Annotated in this window: 11 protein-coding genes; 3 read left to right on the top strand and 8 right to left on the bottom strand. The window is 73.6% G+C overall.

The genetic code is table 11. The features are described from left to right. Positions 1 to 4: 4 nt before the first annotated feature. The 5 genes from ACFE7W_RS11770 to ACFE7W_RS11790 form a co-directional block, all read right to left on the bottom strand. Positions 5 to 484 carry an FxsA family protein gene (locus tag ACFE7W_RS11770; protein ID WP_375424981.1) on the bottom strand — a complete coding sequence of 160 codons (480 nt, stop codon included), beginning with the start codon at positions 482 to 484 and terminating at the stop codon, positions 5 to 7. Beyond that, positions 481 to 1,287, bottom strand: coding sequence for a polyprenol monophosphomannose synthase (locus tag ACFE7W_RS11775; RefSeq protein ID WP_375424982.1), 807 nt, complete (start codon positions 1,285 to 1,287; stop codon positions 481 to 483). Before ACFE7W_RS11775 ends, ACFE7W_RS11770 begins: the two co-directional genes overlap by 4 nt. Continuing rightward, the gene (gene lnt, locus ACFE7W_RS11780) at positions 1,284 to 2,996 is read right to left on the bottom strand and encodes an apolipoprotein N-acyltransferase (RefSeq protein WP_375424983.1); all 1,713 of its coding nucleotides are present in this window, start codon (positions 2,994 to 2,996) and stop codon (positions 1,284 to 1,286) included. The genes ACFE7W_RS11775 and lnt overlap by 4 nt, the downstream gene beginning before the upstream one ends. Then, positions 2,978 to 4,462, bottom strand: a complete 1,485-nt coding sequence (locus tag ACFE7W_RS11785; RefSeq protein WP_375424984.1) for an amidohydrolase — start codon at positions 4,460 to 4,462, stop codon at positions 2,978 to 2,980. The genes lnt and ACFE7W_RS11785 overlap by 19 nt, the downstream gene beginning before the upstream one ends. A 158-nt stretch (positions 4,463 to 4,620) precedes the next feature. Continuing rightward, positions 4,621 to 5,058 (bottom strand): Lrp/AsnC family transcriptional regulator, encoded by a 438-nt coding sequence (locus ACFE7W_RS11790; RefSeq protein ID WP_375424985.1) that lies wholly within the window; start codon positions 5,056 to 5,058, stop codon positions 4,621 to 4,623. A 26-nt stretch (positions 5,059 to 5,084) separates the two neighbouring features. On the opposite strand from ACFE7W_RS11790, the gene ACFE7W_RS11795 reads away from it, so the two are divergent. Both ACFE7W_RS11795 and aroQ read left to right on the top strand, forming a co-directional pair. Then, positions 5,085 to 6,035: a 5'-3' exonuclease H3TH domain-containing protein gene (locus tag ACFE7W_RS11795; protein WP_375424986.1), complete on the top strand. Its 951-nt coding sequence runs from the start codon at positions 5,085 to 5,087 to the stop codon at positions 6,033 to 6,035. A gap of 176 nt (positions 6,036 to 6,211) precedes the next feature. Continuing rightward, positions 6,212 to 6,676, top strand: a complete 465-nt coding sequence (gene aroQ, locus ACFE7W_RS11800; protein WP_375424987.1) for a type II 3-dehydroquinate dehydratase — start codon at positions 6,212 to 6,214, stop codon at positions 6,674 to 6,676. 47 nt (positions 6,677 to 6,723) lie between these two features. On the opposite strand, the gene ACFE7W_RS11805 is transcribed toward aroQ, so the two are convergent. From ACFE7W_RS11805 to ACFE7W_RS11815, 3 genes are all read right to left on the bottom strand, one after another. Then, complete coding sequence (locus ACFE7W_RS11805; RefSeq protein ID WP_375424988.1) at positions 6,724 to 10,293, bottom strand: CDP-glycerol glycerophosphotransferase family protein; 3,570 nt, start codon at positions 10,291 to 10,293, stop codon at positions 6,724 to 6,726. A 149-nt stretch (positions 10,294 to 10,442) separates the two neighbouring features. Further along, positions 10,443 to 13,943, bottom strand: coding sequence for a CDP-glycerol glycerophosphotransferase family protein (locus ACFE7W_RS11810; RefSeq protein ID WP_375424989.1), 3,501 nt, complete (start codon positions 13,941 to 13,943; stop codon positions 10,443 to 10,445). A gap of 97 nt (positions 13,944 to 14,040) precedes the next feature. Then, a complete protein-coding gene (locus ACFE7W_RS11815; protein WP_375424990.1) occupies positions 14,041 to 15,438 on the bottom strand; it encodes a polysaccharide pyruvyl transferase family protein in 1,398 nt (465 codons plus the stop codon). Positions 15,439 to 15,535: 97 nt separating this feature from the next. Between ACFE7W_RS11815 and ACFE7W_RS11820 the strand changes: the two genes are divergently transcribed. Next, complete coding sequence (locus tag ACFE7W_RS11820; RefSeq protein WP_375424991.1) at positions 15,536 to 17,272, top strand: DUF563 domain-containing protein; 1,737 nt, start codon at positions 15,536 to 15,538, stop codon at positions 17,270 to 17,272. Positions 17,273 to 17,293 lie beyond the last annotated feature (21 nt).

The following is a 17,293-nucleotide window of genomic DNA, read 5'->3' on the forward strand; positions in this document are numbered from 1 at the left end:
CCCGTCAGCGGTCGAGGACCTCACCGGAGATGACCGTCGGGTGGGGGTTGTCCACCGTCTCGCCCTCGATGATGTCGCCGCGGCGGGGCAGCGGCCCGGCGCCGAGCCGGCGGGCCAGGACAGCGGCCAGCAGCCTCCGGGCCAACGGCCGGGTGAACGGCAGCAGGAAGAGCAGGCCGACCACGTCGGTGGCGAAGCCCGGCAGCATCAGCAGCAGCCCACCGCAGAGGACCAGGGCGGCGTCGGCGAGCTGACCGGACGGAGCCACGCCGCGGGCGAGCGAGTCGGTCAGCGACCGCCAGGTGCGACGCCCCTGGTGCCGCAGCAACGCCGCCCCGAGTAGCGCCTCGAGCACCAGGACGGCCACCGTCGGCCAGGCCCCGATCGCGTGGCCGACCTGGATCAGCAGCCAGACCTCGAGGATCGGGACGGCGACCAGCAGCAGCAACGTCACCGCGAACGGCCAGCCGCGCCGCGGTCTCATCGGGTGACCGCGGGTTCACGCCGGCGGCCGGTGAGCCCCCGGAGCTGCGAGGCGCGGTGCCGGACCCCCCACAGGGTCGTGAGCAGCAGCGCCTCGACCACGATCCGCTGGCTCATCTTGGACACCCCGTACTCGCGCTCGACGAAGGTGATCGGCACCTCGACGACGCGGAAGCCCGCCTTCAGTGCCCGCCAGGCCAGGTCCACCTGGAAGCAGTAGCCGGCCGAGGCGACGTCGTCGAGCCCGAGTCCGAGCAACGTCTCGCGGCGGAAGGCGCGGTAGCCGCCGGTGGCGTCGTGCAACGGGATGCCGAGCGCCATCCGCGTCCAGAGGTTGCCGCCGCGGCTGAGGATCTTGCGCGAGGTCGGCCAGTTGACCACCGAGCCGCCGGCCACCCAGCGCGAGCCGAGCACGAGGTCGGCGTCGGCCAGCCCGGCGAGCAGCCGGGGCAGCTGCTCGGGTGAGTGGGAGCCGTCGGCGTCCATCTCGACCAGGACGTCGTAGCCGCGCTCGAGGCCCCAGGCGAAGCCGGCCAGGTAGGCCGCGCCCAGCCCCTCCTTGCCCTGGCGGTGCAGCACGTGCAGCTGGGGGTCGGCCGCCGCCAGCCGGTCGGCCAGGTCACCGGTGCCGTCCGGGGAGTTGTCGTCGGCCACCAGGATGTCGACCTGCGGCACGGCGGCCCGGACCCGGCCGGCGATGAGGGGCAGGTTCTCCAGCTCGTTGTAGGTCGGGATGATGACCAGGACCCGCTCGTGGTCCGCCGCGTCGGGGACCGTCTCGGGCTGGGTCGTCGGCTCGCTCAACGCTTGGCCTCTTCTCTGTCTCGTGGCTCGGGGACCGTCGCGGGGACGGCGGGGGTCGGGGTGCCGCCGGCCCCGCGGCGGGAGCGTCGGCGTTGCACCGCGGCGGCGCAGCAGAGCAGGGCCAGCAGCGACAGCGCCCGGTCCAGCCAGGACGCGAGCCGGACGGCGGGCGTCAGCGAGGTGCGCAGCGGCATCGTCACCACCCGGTCGTCGGCGGTGAACTGGCTGGTGCGGGTGACCACGTGGCCGTCCCGGTCGATGAATCCGGACACGCTGTTCGTGGTGGCGACGGCGATCTCACGACGCGACTCCATGGCGCGGGCCCGGGTGATGGCGAACTGCTGCTCGATCTGTCCGGTGCCGCCGTAGGTGGCGTTGTTGCTCTGCACCATCGAGACCTGCGCGCCCGAGGTGTAGGTCTGGTAGACGGTCTTGTCGTAGGCCAGCTCGAAGCAGATGACGTCGCCGACCTTCACCTGGCGGCCGGCGACGGGCACGTCCAGGACACCCGGCCTCGTGCCCGGGACCGACTGTGCACCGACTTCGGCGAGGATCGGCACGACCGGCAGCAACTGCTGGCGGAAGGGGATCCACTCCCCGAACGGCACCAGGTTGCGCTTGTCGTAGCGGGCCAGGATACCGGCGCGAGGGTCCCACCACAGGGCCGAGGTCTGCCGCTCGTCGACGCCCGGGCCCTCCATCACCGCCCCGACCAGGATCGGCACGCCGGCCACCTCGGCAGCGGCCTGGACCGTGGCCCGCGTGAGCTGGTCGAGCGTCGGGTCGATGTCGGTGGAGTTCTCCGGCCAGAGGATGAAGTCGGGTCGGGGTACCTGCCCCAGCCGGGCCCTGGTGGCCAGGTCGATCGTCTCGGCGAGGTGGTTGTTGGTCACCGAGCGGGCCCGGCCCATCGCCTCGATGCCGCGACCGGGCACGTTGCCCTGCACGATGCCGACGGTGACGCTGCCCTCGCGGCCGGCCAGCGGCTCCACCTGGAAGCTGCGCAGCGCCGTCCCGGCCAGGCCCAGCGCGACCAGTCCGGCCACGGCCGCGACCAGGGGTCGTCGGGGGCGCCTCGGGCCGGACGCGGCGAGGCGGGCCCGCGGCAGCAGGGCCAGCACGGCGACCGCGACCAGCTGCCCGGCCAGCGCCACGAGGAACGAGACCCCCGCCACCCCCACGATCGGGAAGAAGCCGGCGAGCGGGGTGTCCACGGCCGCGTACGCGATCCGGGTCCAGCCGAAGCCGCCGAACGGGACCCGGGAGTAGGTGAACTCGACGCCCACCCAGCAGCAGGCGGCGGCCAGCGGCCAGATCCGCAGCCGGCTGACCAGGCTCAACGCCAGTCCCAGGACGCTGAAGAAGAGGGCCTCGAACAGGATCAGCAGCGCGGCCACCCAGAGGCCGAGCACGTGCACCCAGTTGATGCTGACGGTGAGCAGCGCCAGCCCGAAGAGGTAGCCGAGGCCGAGGGAGAGGCGGGGCCGGACGTGGCGGGTCAGCAGGGTCAGGGCCGGGATGCCCACCAGCAGCAGCGGCCACCAGCCGTACGGCTGCCAGCTGAGGCCGGTGGCGGCTCCGGCGGCGACCGCACCGAGGCCGCGTCTCACGCGCGGTGACGCCAGCCCGGACCACACGCCGCGGCGGGAGGGCAGCAGGGCCGGCCCGGTGCTCCCCGGAGCCGGCTCCGTCATCGGACCGTGCGACACGCGTCGAGACTACCGAGTAGCTCCGTGTCGGCCCACAGGACGCGGCCGGAGCCGAGGGTGGCGGCGCAGTCGGGCAGCGGGTCGCCCGCCTCGAGCCGAGGCAGCCCGGAGGCCGCGTCGACCAGCTCGCCGTCGACGTCCCAGACGGCCAGGTCGGCCCGGGCTCCCACCTCCAGCCGGCCGGATGCGTCGTCGCGGGCGGCCCGGTGGGCGCCGCGGGTGGCGGCGTCGAACGCCGTCGGCACGTCCAGCCGCTGGTCGGGCCGCCAGTGCTGGACGGCGGCCCGTACCGTCGCCCAGCCGGCGAGCGGGGTGACCGGTGCGTCGGTCCCCAGAGCCAGCGCCACGCCCGCCCGGTGCAGGTCCCCGAACGGGTTCATCCCGACCGCCCGCTCCCCCAGCCGTTGCTCGTACAGCTCGCCCGGACCACCCCAGGACGCGTCGAACGCCGGCTGCACGCTGGCCACCACGCCGAGGTCGGCCAGCGTCGCGAGGTCGGCCGGGTCCACCATCTCCAGGTGCTCCAGCCGGTGCCGGGCCGCCCGGACCGCGTCCGCGCCGAGCAGGTCCGCGGTCCGCCGCAGTCCCGTGACCGCAGCCGCCACCGCGTCGTCGCCGATGCAGTGGAAGCCGCCCTGGACGCCGGCGCGGGTGCAGGCGACCAGGTGCGCGGTGATCTGGTCGTCGTCGAGGTAGCGGATCCCGCGGTGCCCTGCGTCGGTGTAGGGCGCGTCGGTGTAGGGCGCGTCGGTGTAGGGCTCCCGCAGCGCGGCGGTGTGGGAGCCGATGGCGCCGTCGACGCAGAGGTCGCCGGCCAGGCCGACCGCACCGGCGGCGCGGGCGCGTTCGAGCACCTCGCCGCCGGCGTCGGCCAGCTCGCCCCAGTAGGCCACCACCCGGACGCCCAGCTCGGCGCCGACCTCCCGGACCCGGGCGAGGTCGGCCAGTGGCCCCAGGTGGGGTCCCCCCAGCTCGTGCACGGCTCCCACCCCGCAGCGGGTCGCCGTCGCGAGCGCGGTCCGGGCGGCGGCGCGCCGTTCGGTGTCGGTGAACAGGCTGTCCATCTGGCCGCGGCAGCGGTGGTGGGCGTCCCGGGTCAGCCAGCCGTCGGGTGAGAACCCCGCCAGGCCACTCACGTCGGGCAGCCGGTCGAGCAGGGCGGTCGAGACCAGGGCCGAGTGCACGTCGACCCGGGCCAGGTAGACCGCGGTGCCCGGCGCCGCCCGGTCCAGCTCGGCCCGGGTGGGCGGCACCGGGTCGGGCCAGCCGCGCTCGTCCCAGCCCTGGCCCACCACGATCCGGGCCTCCGGCCGGGCCCGGACGTAGCCGGCGACCGCGTCGAGCACGGCCGCGCGGCTGCCGACGCCGTGCAGGTCGAGGCCGTCGGCGACCTGGCCCACCTGGATGGTGTGCAGGTGGGCGTCCACGAACGTCGGCGTGACGAGCCGGCCCCTGAGGTCGACCACCGCTGCGTCGTCGGGGGCCAGCGCACGGGCGTGGGCGTCGTCCCCGAGGTAGCCGATCCGGCCCTCGCGCAGGACCAGCGCGGTGGCGGCGGCCCCCTCGGGTGACCGGACGCGACCGCCGAGCAGGACGAGCGGTACGACCGGCGGTGCGTGCGTGGTCAGATCTCCGGACGGTCCTCGTACGGCACCGAGAGGACGGTGGTGGTGTGGGTGGAGACCTTGCCGGCGGCCCGGATGCGGGCGAGCAGTGACTCCAGCTGGGTCATGCTCGGGACCTGCACCTTGAGCAGGTAGCTCGGCTCGCCGGCGACGGAGTAGCAGGAGATGATCTCGGGGATGTGCTTGAGCCGCTCGGGCGCGTCGTCGGGCTGGCCGGGGTCGAACGGCTTGATGGCCACGAAGGCGGTGACGAGCAGGCCGAGCTCAGAGGCGTCGAGGACGGCCCGGTAGCCGAGGATCACGCCGCGCTGCTCGAGGCGACGAACCCGCTGCTGGGCGGCGGAGGTGGACAGGCCCGTCTCCTTGCCGATGTCGGTGTAGGACATCCGCCCGTCGTGCGCCAGGAGGGCGAGGATGCGTCGGTCGAGGTCCTCCATGGCCGTATCGTGCCAGGATTGCCCCCGTGGGCTCACGGCGACTGCTGCTTTTGGACACGGCCTCCTTGTACTTCCGCGCCTTCTACGGCGTCCCGGACTCGCTGCGCGCGCCGGACGGCCGGCCGGTCAACGCCGTCCGGGGACTGCTGGACTTCATCACCTACCTGGTGCAGACCTACGACCCCAGCCACCTCGTCTGCTGCTGGGACAACGACTGGCGGCCGGCCTGGCGGGTGGAGCTGATCCCGTCCTACAAGGCGCACCGGGTGGCCGCCGGCGGCGACACCGTGGTGACGGAGATGGCGGCGTCCGGCGGCGGGGAGACCGCGCCGGACGGGCTGGCCGTCCAGGTCCCGATGATCGTCGAGGTGCTCGCCGCCCTCGGGATCACCGTCGTCGGCCAGGACCACTACGAGGCCGACGACGTGATCGGCACCCTGGCCACCACCGCCACGATGCCCACCGACGTCGTCACCGGCGACCGCGACCTGTTCCAGCTGGTCGACGACGCTCGCGAGGTCCGTGTCCTCTACATCGCCCGCGGCGTGGGCAAGCACGAGGTCGTCGACGACGCGTGGCTGCGGGGCAGGTACGGCATCCCCGCCTCGGCCTACGTCGACTACGCGACCCTGCGCGGCGACGCGTCCGACGGCCTGCCGGGGGTGTCGGGCATCGGTGAGAAGACCGCCGCCTCGCTGCTCACCTCCTACGGCGACCTGGGCGGCATCCTGACCGCCGCCAGCCGCCCCGCCAGCCCGATCGCGCCGGGCGTCCGGGCCAAGCTGGGAGCGGCCATCGACTACCTCGCCGTCGCGCCCGAGGTCGTCGCGGTGGCCCGTGACCTGCCGCTGGGCGTCAGCGAGGACGACCTGCTGCTCCCGACCGCACCGGCCGATCCCGACCGCTTCGCCGCGTTGACCGAGGAGCTCGGCCTCAGCAGCAGCGCCTCCCGCGTCCTCGCCGCCCTCGCCCGCTGAGCCCCGGCTCCCGTTCCCTGAGCCCGCCCCGACGTGCTGCATCCCCAAAGTGACGTTGCCCCCGCTCGAGAGGATGCAACGTCACTTTCAGGAGGCAAGAGCGACCGACTCGGTTCTGCGCTGCCCTCAGCGAGCGGGACAGGCTCGGGAAACGCAGGCGTGGGACGATGCTGCCCATGACGGCGGCGCTGGTCCTGAACGGACCCAACCTCAACCTGCTCGGCCGCCGGGAACCCGGCGTCTACGGGCTGATGACCCTCGCCGACGTCGAACAACTGTGCGCCGACACCGGCGCCGAGCTGGGCCTCGAGGTGGAGTGCCGGCAGTCCAACTTCGAGGGTGAGCTGGTCGAGTGGCTGCACGAGGCCGGTGAGCGGCAGGCGGCGGGCGAGCTGGTGGGCGTGGTGCTGAACGCGGGTGCCTACACCCACACCTCGATCGCCCTCCGGGACGCCGTCTCCGGGGCCGACGTCCGGGTGGTCGAGGTGCACATCTCCAACGTGCACGCCCGGGAGGAGTTCCGGCAGCACTCCCACCTCTCCCCGGTCGCCGCGGGCGTCATCGTCGGGCTGGGGGTCTCGGTCTACCCGTTGGCGCTCCGCGCCCTCACTCTCCTGGGCCCACCGACCGTCTTGCGCTAGACGGCACCAGCAGCGATCCGCGCCCGAGCGGAGCGAGGGCAGACAGTTCAGTCGATCACGCGGCGGGCCTCGTCGAGGAAGCCCTGCGCATAGTGCTCGGAGTCGAAGTCGCCCAGGTAGTAGACGCGGGTGGACTCCCGGGCGGCGGCCAGCGGGTCGGCGCCGAGCAGGTCGGCGAGGACCTCGTCGAGATTGGACAGGTCCTCGCGCAGCACGTACGCGGCCCGTGCGGCCGGCGCGTCCACCGCCAGCTGCTCGGGCGTGCGTCCCACGGCGACGATCGCGAAGGGCTTGCCCGAGCGGAGGTAGTCCGACACCACCGCGGAGACGTCGGTGATCAGCGCGTCGGAGGCGTTGAAGCAGTCCTCGATCGTCATCGCCTTCTCCGCCGCCACGCCGAACAGGTGTGGGGTGCCGGTCTCCCGCCGGTCCCGGGAGAGCCGCTGGTTCACCCGCTTGACCATCGCGGCACAGTCGGGGAAGCGGTAGTTGAGCGGGTGGACGCGGAAGATCACCCGGACCCCGCTCTCCAGCAGCCGTTCCACGATCCCCAGCGCCACCGGCAGCGAGAAGAGACGCGTGTTGGCGTACGGACCCTGCCACGTCGGGGCGTAGAGGACCGTCGGACGAGGGTCCGCGGGCTGGTCGAGCTCGTGGGTGAACGCCCGGCTGGGCTCCCCGAGCGGCTCGATGTCCTCGACCTGCGGGCGTCCCACGACCCGGAACTTCTCGGCCGGGATCTCCACGTGGTGGCGGGCGTACCGGTCCACCCCGGCCCGCCCGGCGACGAAGATCAGGTCGTAGATGGCGTGCACCGGGTTGTAGCAGGCCGGCTTCTCCGAGTCGCCGTGGTTGAGCCAGACGTGGGTCAGCTCGCGCCGCTCGACGAAGTGGGTGTTGCGGGCCGCGTTGTTGACGTAGAAGACGGTGCTGAGCGAGGGCACCACCACTTCCTCGAGCCCGCGCAGCGTCGGCCGGAGGATCACCGGAACCCTCACCCCCTCGGCGCTCAGGACCTGCGTCAGCTCGTCGAGGGTCTCGTGGGCGCGGGTGACCACGATCCAGGGCCGGCCGATCCGGGCGAAGTAGCGCGCCCACATCCCCACCTGGTAGCTCACCCCCATCGTGCTGGCGAAGTAGACGGCGAACCTCGGAGCGAGCTGGGTCAGCGCCTCCTTGAGCTCGAGCTCGGAGTCCACCGACCGGGTCGCCCGGGCCAGCGCGCGTTGCAGCAGCACGCCGAGGAGACCGGCGACGGCGACGGCGGCTCCGACCAGCACCCAGACCGGGACCGGCAGCACGGCCGGCACGAGGGCCAGCAGGACGACCACCGTGCTCAGGATCGGCAGCAGCCCGCGTGGGACCGGTTCGGTCAGCGTGGTCTGGATGGCCGGGAAGTTCCGGACCTCGAGCCCGAGCCGGCCCCAGGCCCGGTTCAGGTGCAGCTCGGCGACGATGGCGGCCGTGAGCAGGACCAGCACGACCGCCAGCGCCGCCGTCGAGGTCCCCGGTGGCATGGCGACGACGGCGACGGCCAGCAGCACGACCCGGGTCGCCCGGGAGGCGCCCATCAGGCGCGACCACCGCGCGCGTCGGCGGACCGAGGGCCGTACGGACCAGGAGATCGCGGTGAGCGAGGCCAGCCCGAGCAGCGCGGTGACCAGACCGGGCTCGCCGAGCAGCGCCGAGGCCAGGCTGAGCAGCGACGCCGCGGCTCCCAGCTGGCTGTAGCGGCGGGGCCGGACCAGCCGTCGACGGAACTTCTTCAGCCTGTTCCGCGACGACTTCCGGGGCCGCGGCACGGGCAGCCGGTCCGGACCCTCGTACGGCTCGTCGGAGCCGCCCTCGCCCGACTGCTGGCCAGGCTGCTGTCCTGGCCCCCAGACGTCGGCGTCCACGGTGTCGTCGCTGTCGGAGCGGAGCCGGGCTCCCTCCACCACGGTCGACACCGCGTCGACGAAGGCCGAGGCGTAGCCCTGGTCCGGGAAGGGCCCGAGGTAGTCGACGCGCTGCTGCCACCGCGTCCCCGCCAGCGGGTCCTCGTGCAGCAGAGCCTTGACCGTGGGCGCCAGGTCCTCGAGGTCGGCGTGCACGACGTAGGCGGCCCGGGCCACGGGGTAGGTCGCGCGGAAGGCCTCGGGCTCGGCGTTGACGGCCACCATGGCGTAGGGCTTGCCGGAGAAGAGGTAGTCCGAGGCCACCCCGGAGACGTCGGCGACGAGCGCGTCGGAGGCGTTGAAGCAGTCGACGAGCCCGAGTGTCGCCTCGACCTCCTCACCCCACCGGTGCGGCCGGCCGGTCCGGGTGCGGTCGGTGGCCAGCAGCCGCTGGATCCGGCCGATCAGCTCCACGTCCTCGGGGTACCGCCGGCTGAAGGGGTGCGGGCGGAACAGCACGGTGGCGCCCGCCTCGACCAGCTCGGCGACGATCCGCTCCCCCATCGGCAGCGACGAGAGCGAGGTCTCCTGCACATGCCCCCGCCAGGTCGGGGCGTAGAGCACGACCGGCTCCGCCACCTGGGCCACGGGCTCGGTGGCGGGGACGATGGACTCGACCTGCGGACGGCCGACGACCACGAACTTGTCCGGCGCGATGGCCAGGCCGTGCTCGCCGTAGCGGCGCACGGCCGCGGGCCCGGCGCAGAAGATCCGGTCGTACATGGCGTGGGTCGGGTTGAACGAGGTCGGCTTGTCGGAGTCGCCGTGGCCCAGGAAGACGTGGGTCAGCTGCTGATAGCGGATCAGCAGGCTGTTGCCGGAGGACGCGTTCGGGTAGAACGCCGCCCGCAGCGACGGCGGGGTGAGGAGGTCGAGGTCGGCGGGGCCCCGGGCCTCGACCACCGGGACGTCCACCAGGTCGGCGAGAGCGTTCGCGGTGACGCTGTTCCGGGTGATGACCAGGCAGCGGTGGCCGGAACGCTGCAGGTAGGGCAGCCACATGGTCACCTGGTGCGACCCGTCGGGCGTGGGCCAGGAGGTGTAGAGGACCACCTCGGGCCGGTAGGCGGCGACGGCGCCGGCGAGGCCCTGCTCGACCTGCCGCAACACCGCCGCCCGGCGGCGGCTGTCCCGCGCGATCCGCACCCGGGTGACCAGGGCGCACGCGGCGGCGAGCGCCCACCACCAGGCCGACGCACCGACCGCGCCGACGAGCAGCCCGAGCACCAGGGCCACCAGGTCGCCGACCAGCAGCTGCCGGCTCAGGTCCTGGGTGGAGCGGTAACGGGGCACGCCCGGCAGGTGGGCCACCACGGGCACCGCGATCGCGAACCCCTGACGCAGGTAGGGCTCATACATCGTGGCGCCGATCAGCAGCACCGCACCGAGGGCGGCCGGCAGCGGTCCCGCGGTGCGGGCCAGCGCTGTCGCCACGCCCGCGCCGAGCAGGGCCCGCTGGGCGAGCTGGGTCGTGAGCAGGCTGAGCCGGGGGGCCTCCCGCCGCATCGACACGGCACGGGCGAGCGCCACGAGCACGCCCAGCGCCAGCACGGCCAGGGCCCAGCGGCTGCCCACGGCCGCGAGCACCACCCCGGCCGAGGCGAAGGCCGTGGAGGCCAGGTCGACGCCCAGCCGGCGAAGCCGGTCCAGCGCGGCGGCGGCGCCAGGCCCACCGCTCACCCTCGTCTCCCCTCGATCAACGCCGACGGCACGGGAGCGCTCACGGGGTGTGGTCGGTCCGCCCTGGACCTGACCCGCCGGAATTATGCCAGCCCGTCACGCGGCCGACGTGCCGACACGGCGGAATCGTGCGCGGTCGGTGCCGGGCCCTACTCGTGGGTGGAGACGTCGGCGGCGCTCGGCAGCGCGGCCGCCTGCGCGATCACCTCCCGGGCCGCACCCAGGAAGGTCTCGGCGTAGTCGCCGGTCGAGGCGTCGCCGAGATAGTAGCGACGTGTGTCGGCGCGCTGTCTGGCCAACGGGTCTGCCCCGAGCAGGTCCTCGATCACCTGGTCGAGGTTGCTGCCGTCCTCGCGCAGCACGTAGGCCGCCCGGGCGGCGGGGGCCTCCCGCAGCAGCTGTTCGGGGCTGCGGCCCACGGACACGATGGCGAACGGCTTGCCCGAGCGCAGGTAGTCCGAGACGACGGCGGAGACGTCGGCGATCATGGCGTCCGAGGCGTTGAAGCAGTCCTCGACGCTCATCGCGTTCTCGGCGGCCCGGCCCCAGAGGTGCCGGCGTCCGCTGGCCGCGCGGTCGGCGGCCAGCAGCTTGCCGATCGCCGCGATCGCGGCTTGCCCCTCGGGGTAGCGGTAGTTGAACGGGTGCGCGCGGAAGACCACCCGGACGCCGCGGTCCAGCAGCGCCCGGACGATCGTCGCACCCACGGGCAGGGAGTAGACGTGGCTGTCGGCGTAGGGTCCCTTCCACGTCGGCGCGTAGAGCACGGTCGGGCCGCTCACCTGCGCCACCGGCCGGTCCGCCGCCACGATGCGTTCGACCTGGGGCCGGCCGACGATCCGGAACTTGCTGCGCGGGATGGCCACGCCGTGCCGTGCGTACCGGTCGATGCCGGCCTCCCCGGCCACGAAGAGCAGGTCGTAGATGGCGTGCACCGGGTTGTAGCAGGCGGGCTTCTCCGAGTCGCCGTGGTTGAGCCAGACGTGGGTGAGGCTCCGCCGCTCGATCAGGTGGGTGTTGCGGACGGCGTTGTTGACGTAGAAGGCCGCCCGTAGCGACGGCACCACGATGTCGTCCAGACTGCGCAGAGTCGGCCGGTAGACGATCGGCACCTCCAGTCCGAGCTCGCGGGTGGCGCGGGCGATCTCCTCCAGCATGGGGATGCTGCGGGTGATGATGACGAACGGCGAGCCGATGCGCGCGAAGTAGGGCAGCCACATGCCCAGCTGGTAGGCGGCCCCGATCGGCGAGGCGAAGTAGGCGGTGAACTCCGGCCGCAGCTCCAGCAGGGCGTTCTGCAGCCGCTGCTCATCATCGAGGGTGCGCAGCTGGTACCGGTGCCGCAGCGCGGTGCCGGCCAGCAGCAACGGGGGTAGCAGGGCGAGGGCGGTCGGCACCCAGACCGACCGCAGCAGCACCGCGGACAGCAGCCCCAGCGCGGTCGAGGCGAGGAACGCCGACGGGACCGACGCCACCGAGAGCAACGGCGGGGGTGGCGCGATGGCCGCGGGGAAGTCCGCCACCACGACCGGCGGCGGCGTCCGGTCGGCCAGCGCACGCTCGCCGAGCAGGGTGAGGAGCAGGCCGGCGCCGGCCACCGCAGCCGCCCAGCCCGCCGCGTCGGGGTCGGCGTCCGCACCGGCCCGCCAGATCAGGACCACCAGGGTCGTCACCACGACCGCCCGGGTGAGGGCACCGGCGCTGAGGGTCCGGATCCGACGCGTGCGGTCGCGGAAGTTGCGCTGCACCACCCAGAAGACCGCCGCCAACGCCGCGAGGCCGGCGAGCGCGGCCGCGAGGCCCAGCGCCACCGGCCCGTCGGGTCGCGGCAGCACCGCGAGCAGGAACGAGACCAGGGCCAGCGACGCCGGGACGATGTCGCGTCGCACGATCCGCCACAGCGCCCGCCACGACCCCTGGCCGGTGCTCGTCTCGCCCTCCTGACGGTCGACCTCGGCCGCGTCGGCCGCGACCGAGGGGGCCAGGGCGTGCTCGCGGACCGCGTCGACGAAGACCGAGGCGTACCCCTCCGGGGCGAAGTCGCCGAGGTAGTCCGCCCGGACCTGCTGCCGGGCCGGCGCCAGCGGGTCGCTACCGAGCATCACGGCGAGGGCGGCGTCGAGGTCGGCCAGGTCGCCCCGCACGACGTAGGAGGCCCGGGCCACCGGGTAGGCCTCGACGAAGGCCGCCGGCTCGGCGGGGACGGCGACCAGGACGAACGGCTTGCCCGAGAACAGGTAGTCCGACACGACGCTCGAGACGTCCCCGACCATCGCGTCGGAGAGGTTGATGCAGTCGGCGACGCTGCGCTCGGTCTCCGCCGGCGGCCCGAACAGGTGTGGCCGGCCCGAGCGTCGGGCGTCGTCGCCGAGCAGCGCGTGGATCCGGGCGATCACTGCCTGCTCGTCGGGGAAGTCGTGGCTGAACGGGTGCGGGCGGAAGATCACCCGGCTGCCGAGGCCCACCAGGGCGGCGACGATCTGCTCGCCCTGCAGCAGCGAGGACAGCCGGGTCTCCTCGACGTGGCCGCGCCAGGTGGGGGCGTAGAAGACGGTCCGCGCCGTACCGGCCGGGCGGTCCGTGACGGGCTGGACCGCCTCGACCTGGGGCCTCCCCACGATCTGGAAGTGGTCGGCGGAGATGGCCACGCCGTGGTCGGCGTAGCGGCGGATGGCCGCCGGCCCGGCCACGAAGATCCTGTCGTACATGGCGTGGGTCGGGTTGTAGGACGGCGGCTTGTCGGAGTCGCCGTGGCCCAGGTAGATGTGGGTCAGGTGCTGGTAGCGGACCAGCGCGCCGTTGCCGGACGAGGCGTTCACGTAGAACGCCGCCCGCAGCGAGGGGCACAGCAGCTCCTCGAGGTCGGCGAGCCCGCGCGCCTCGACCACCGGCGCGTCGGTCAGCCCGGCCAGGACCGTGGCGGGCACGCCGTTGCGGGTCACGACCAGGTACGGCACGCCGGCCCGGTCGAGGTAGGGCAGCCACATGGCGATCTGGTACGACGCGTCGTCCGGACGCGAGCTGTAGACCACGAACCGGGGGGCGTACGCCGCGACCGCCGCCGGCAGCAGCAGCCGTCGGCGGCGGGCGGCGACCACCCGGAGCCGGGCCGCGGCCACCTGGACCGCCGCCGGCACCACGGCCAGGGCGGCGCTGGCGAGGAACCACCAGCCCGACCAGCCGAACGAGGCTCCCGCGACCCCGACGGCGGCACACGCCAGCGCGCCGAGGACGACGGCGTAGTCGAGCTCGGCCTCGGCCGGGAGGTCCGGCAGCCCCGGCAGGTGCTCGACCACGGGCGCCCGGACCCGGCCCACCCGGTTGAGCAGCCGCTCACCGGCGAGCAGGCCGACCAGGACGCAGCCGGTCAGCCCGGCGACCGGCCACAGCGGCCGTGCTGCGAGTGGGCTGAGCTGCGCGAGTGGGCTGAGCTGCGCGAGGACGGCGCCGGTGAGCACCACCGCCCGGCCCACGGGCACCCGCCCCAGCGGCGGCTCCGGCTCGACCAGGACGACCACGACCGTCGCGGCGATGGCCAGTGCCAGTGCCTTGAGGCCCGCCGACGAGCCGGCGAGGACCAGGCCCGTGCCGAGCGAGCCGAGCAGGACGCCGACGACCTCGAACGCCCGGGCGATCAGCCGACGCCGCATCAGCGGGGACCTGGCAGTCGCATCGGTTCGGCGTCCTTCGTTCGGGGGGCGGAGCTGACCGTGGGTGCCGCCGGCGCAGCCTCGCGCGGGCGGTGCGTCACGAAGACGCGGGGGCCGAACCGACCGACTCGTCCTCGAGGGTGAACCGGTCCGGCGCGGCGACCCCGTCGGCCCCGGCGGACTCGGCCAGCAGGGCTTCCAGCCGGGCGATCCGGGTGCGGGCGCTCTTCAGCTCCACCGCGGACCGACGCCGCGCCTCGACGTCCTCCAGCTGTCGCTGGCGCAGGTAGCGCAGCCGGCCCCGCTCGACGCCGGACAGGGTGCGCCAGGTGGTGCCGACGAACCCGTCGTTCGGCCAGGCCGCGACCCGCTGCTCATAAGCCGCGCGGGCCGCGGTCTGGTCGGGGTCGTAGATGGTCGCGAAGCCGTTCTCCCGCAGGAACCCGACGAGCCGGTCGAAGCGCTCCCCGTGGCCGCGGTTGAACTCGGTGAAGTCCAGCCGCGGGTAGAGGTCCTCGAGGCTGCGCAGGCCGTCGAGCTCGGCCGGGGCCACGTGCGGGATGCCGTGGTAGCGGGCCAGCTCCAGGGTGCGGGAGTCGTGGGCCAGCACCAGGCCCGGCGTGCCGGCCAGGATCGCCACGATGTTGCCGTGGATCCGCGGCCCGACGGCGAGGTCGAACGACCTCATCCGGTGCATCCAGCTGAAGGCGTCGAGGGCGTACTCGGCGCGGCCGCGGGTGAACTGGCGGTGCTCGCTGCGCAGCGGGAGCTGGGGGTCTCGGTCCTCGTCGTAGCGGTCCAGCCCCCACAGCATCATGTCGAGGGTCTCGATGTCCTGCGGGAAGTAGGACGCGGTGGCCGACTTCTCGATGTCGGCCACCAGAGCCCCGAGCATGTCCTTGCTCGACTGGATGTTGTAGGCGACCCGGGGTCGCCGCAGCCGGGACGGCGGCTTCACCTCGACCCGGTGGCCACGTCCGTTCATGGTCATCGAGGGGCAGCCGATGACCAGCACGTCGCGGAAGCCCAGGCTGCGGATGTAGTCCGCGGTCACCTCGCCGCGCACCGTGATCGCGCTCGACTTCTCCAGCACCGCCGAGCAGAAGGCCTTGGCCGCCTTCTCGATCTTCTTCAGCCGCTCGAAGCCACCCTCGGCCGGCAGCTGGGCCCCGCAGCTGAGCAGCGCGAACGGGATCTTCAGCTTGCGGATGAACGCGGCGTGGTTGACCAGCGTCCGCTCGAAGGAGGGCCGGAACGCGTTGGCGAACGGCAGCACGAACGCGTCGCAGGTGTCGTTGACCTCGTCGGCGAACTCGGCGTTGGCGGCGTAGCGGTTGGGCACCACCTCGGTGCCGGCCGTGGACAGCAGCTTGTGGGTCGCCGTGGAGAACACCAGGTTGCCGTTGTTGTTGCCGATGACGTTGCGGCTCCACGTCTCGACCGCATCCAGACGGTCGAACGGGCTGCGTCCGGCACGGATCATGATGCGTTGCACGGCGGTCAGCATAGCCATCCGGGACGGTCCGGCCGCCCGCCCACGCCGGGGCGGGCGGCTGCACGGGGACGCCGGCGCGAAACCGTATGCTGGCGCGATGCCTGAGGTGGGACCCGCTCGCCCTGCTCGCCCCACGACCGGCTTCGAGCTCGGGATCGCCGAGCTCCTGGCCCGGCGGCAGGTCGCGGTGAGCTGCGTGGTGCTGGTCCAGCGGCACCGCGGCACCGACCGTGCGCAGCAGCTGGCCGCGGACTTTCCCGCCGCGCGTGTCCACGTGCTGGTGCACGGTAACGCGGCCAAGCTCCCCCTCGCTGAGGACGACGACCGGGTCAGCTACCGGGCGATCACCTCCAACGCGGAGCGGCTCACCTACCTGAGCGGCTTCGAGCCACCCCAGCTGGTGGTCGACGCCAGCCGGTCCCGGCCGGAGCAGTCCCTGCACGTGCTGCGCCACCTGTACTTCCGGCTGGCGCCGGGCGGGCTCTTCGTCCTCGAGGGTGCCGCGCCCGCCCCGGAGGAGGAGGGCCTGTCCTCGTTCGGTCTGCTGGCCGCCGCGGCCGCCCTGCCGGAGGCCGAGCTGGACCTCGCCGCCCGGGCGCCGGTCGAGCTCCGCGACGAGGTCCGGGCCACGAGCACCGAGCTGGTCTTCCGCGGCGACCAGGCGATGGTGACCAAGTCGACCCGGCCCGAGGGGTACCACCTCCTCAAGCTGCGGGACTGGGAGTCCGACGAGACGCTGACCCGACGCTTCGGGACCGGCTGGGGCCGCACCCTGCTGACCCGGCCCGCCAGGACCTTCGCCGCTCGCGGTGAGGTGACCAGCCACGGCGACGGTCCGCTTCCGAGCGGGACGCGCACCTACGAGGTGCCCGAGCTGCACCTGCGCGCCTACTCCGAGGTCGTGTGCTCGGCCCGACAGGTGGTCCGACTGCAGGACTACCTGCTGCCCGACACCTGGCGGCACCCGCACCAGGGGGTGCTCAACAACATCGCCCTGGTCACCAGCACCCGGCACTTCGCGCGGTTCCGGCCGGCCGTCGTGCCCAGCCCACCGCGCCGGCTGCGCGGAAGCTACTACTACCTGGACACGATGTTTCCGGGCCACTTCGGGCACGTGACCACCGAGGTGCTCGGCCGGGTCTGGGGCTGGGCGCACGCCGTGGCGGCCGACCCCGAGGTGCGGCCACTGATCAGCGAGCGGGAGCGGGGCGACTTCTACCCCTTCCAGCGGCAGATCTTCGACGCCCTCGGCATCCCCGCCGACCGCACGGTCGTGATCCCGCCCGAGGAGTCGGTGCAGGTGGAACGGCTCTACGCCGCCTCGCCCGAGCTCGAGAACCCGCACTACGTGGCGCCCGAGCTGGAGCAGGTCTTCCGCCGGCTCGCCGAGGAGCTGCCCCCCGCGACGTCGCCGGTCGGGGAGAAGCTCTTCGTCTCCCGCCGGACCGGGGACAAGCGGCACTGCACCAACTCCCGCGAGGTGGAGGAGTTCTTCCGCGAGGAGGGATTCGCCGTCGTCTACCCCGAGGACCACGCCTACCCGGAGCAGCGGGCGATGTTCGCGGCCGCGCGGGTGATCGCGGGCTTCGGCGGCAGCGCCATGTTCAACATGATGTTCGCCCCCGGCGCCCGGGTGCTGGTGATCTCCAGCCGCAACTACAACGCCCAGAACGAACGGCTGCTGGCCGCGGTCAACGGCATCGACCTGCACTACCTGTGGGGCGACCCCGAGATCGAGGCCCCGCTCAACCGGTACCGGCGCGACGCCTTCCGCTCCCACTACCACCTCGACCTGACGAGGTACCGGCAGACGCTCCAGCTGCTCGTCCGCTGACGTCTCGACAGAGGCCGCGCG

Source organism: uncultured Friedmanniella sp. (genome assembly GCF_964244285.1).
Lineage (GTDB): Bacteria > Actinomycetota > Actinomycetes > Propionibacteriales > Propionibacteriaceae > Microlunatus.

Coding starts and splice junctions, on each gene's coding strand:
- ACFE7W_RS11770 (WP_375424981.1), bottom strand. CDS start 484: ATGAGACCGCGGCGCGGCTGGCCGTTCGCGGTGACGTTGCTGCTGCTG.
- ACFE7W_RS11790 (WP_375424985.1), bottom strand. CDS start 5,058: ATGGAGGACCTCGACCGACGCATCCTCGCCCTCCTGGCGCACGACGGG.
- aroQ (WP_375424987.1), top strand. CDS start 6,212: ATGACGGCGGCGCTGGTCCTGAACGGACCCAACCTCAACCTGCTCGGC.
- ACFE7W_RS11810 (WP_375424989.1), bottom strand. CDS start 13,943: ATGCGGCGTCGGCTGATCGCCCGGGCGTTCGAGGTCGTCGGCGTCCTG.
- ACFE7W_RS11820 (WP_375424991.1), top strand. CDS start 15,536: ATGCCTGAGGTGGGACCCGCTCGCCCTGCTCGCCCCACGACCGGCTTC.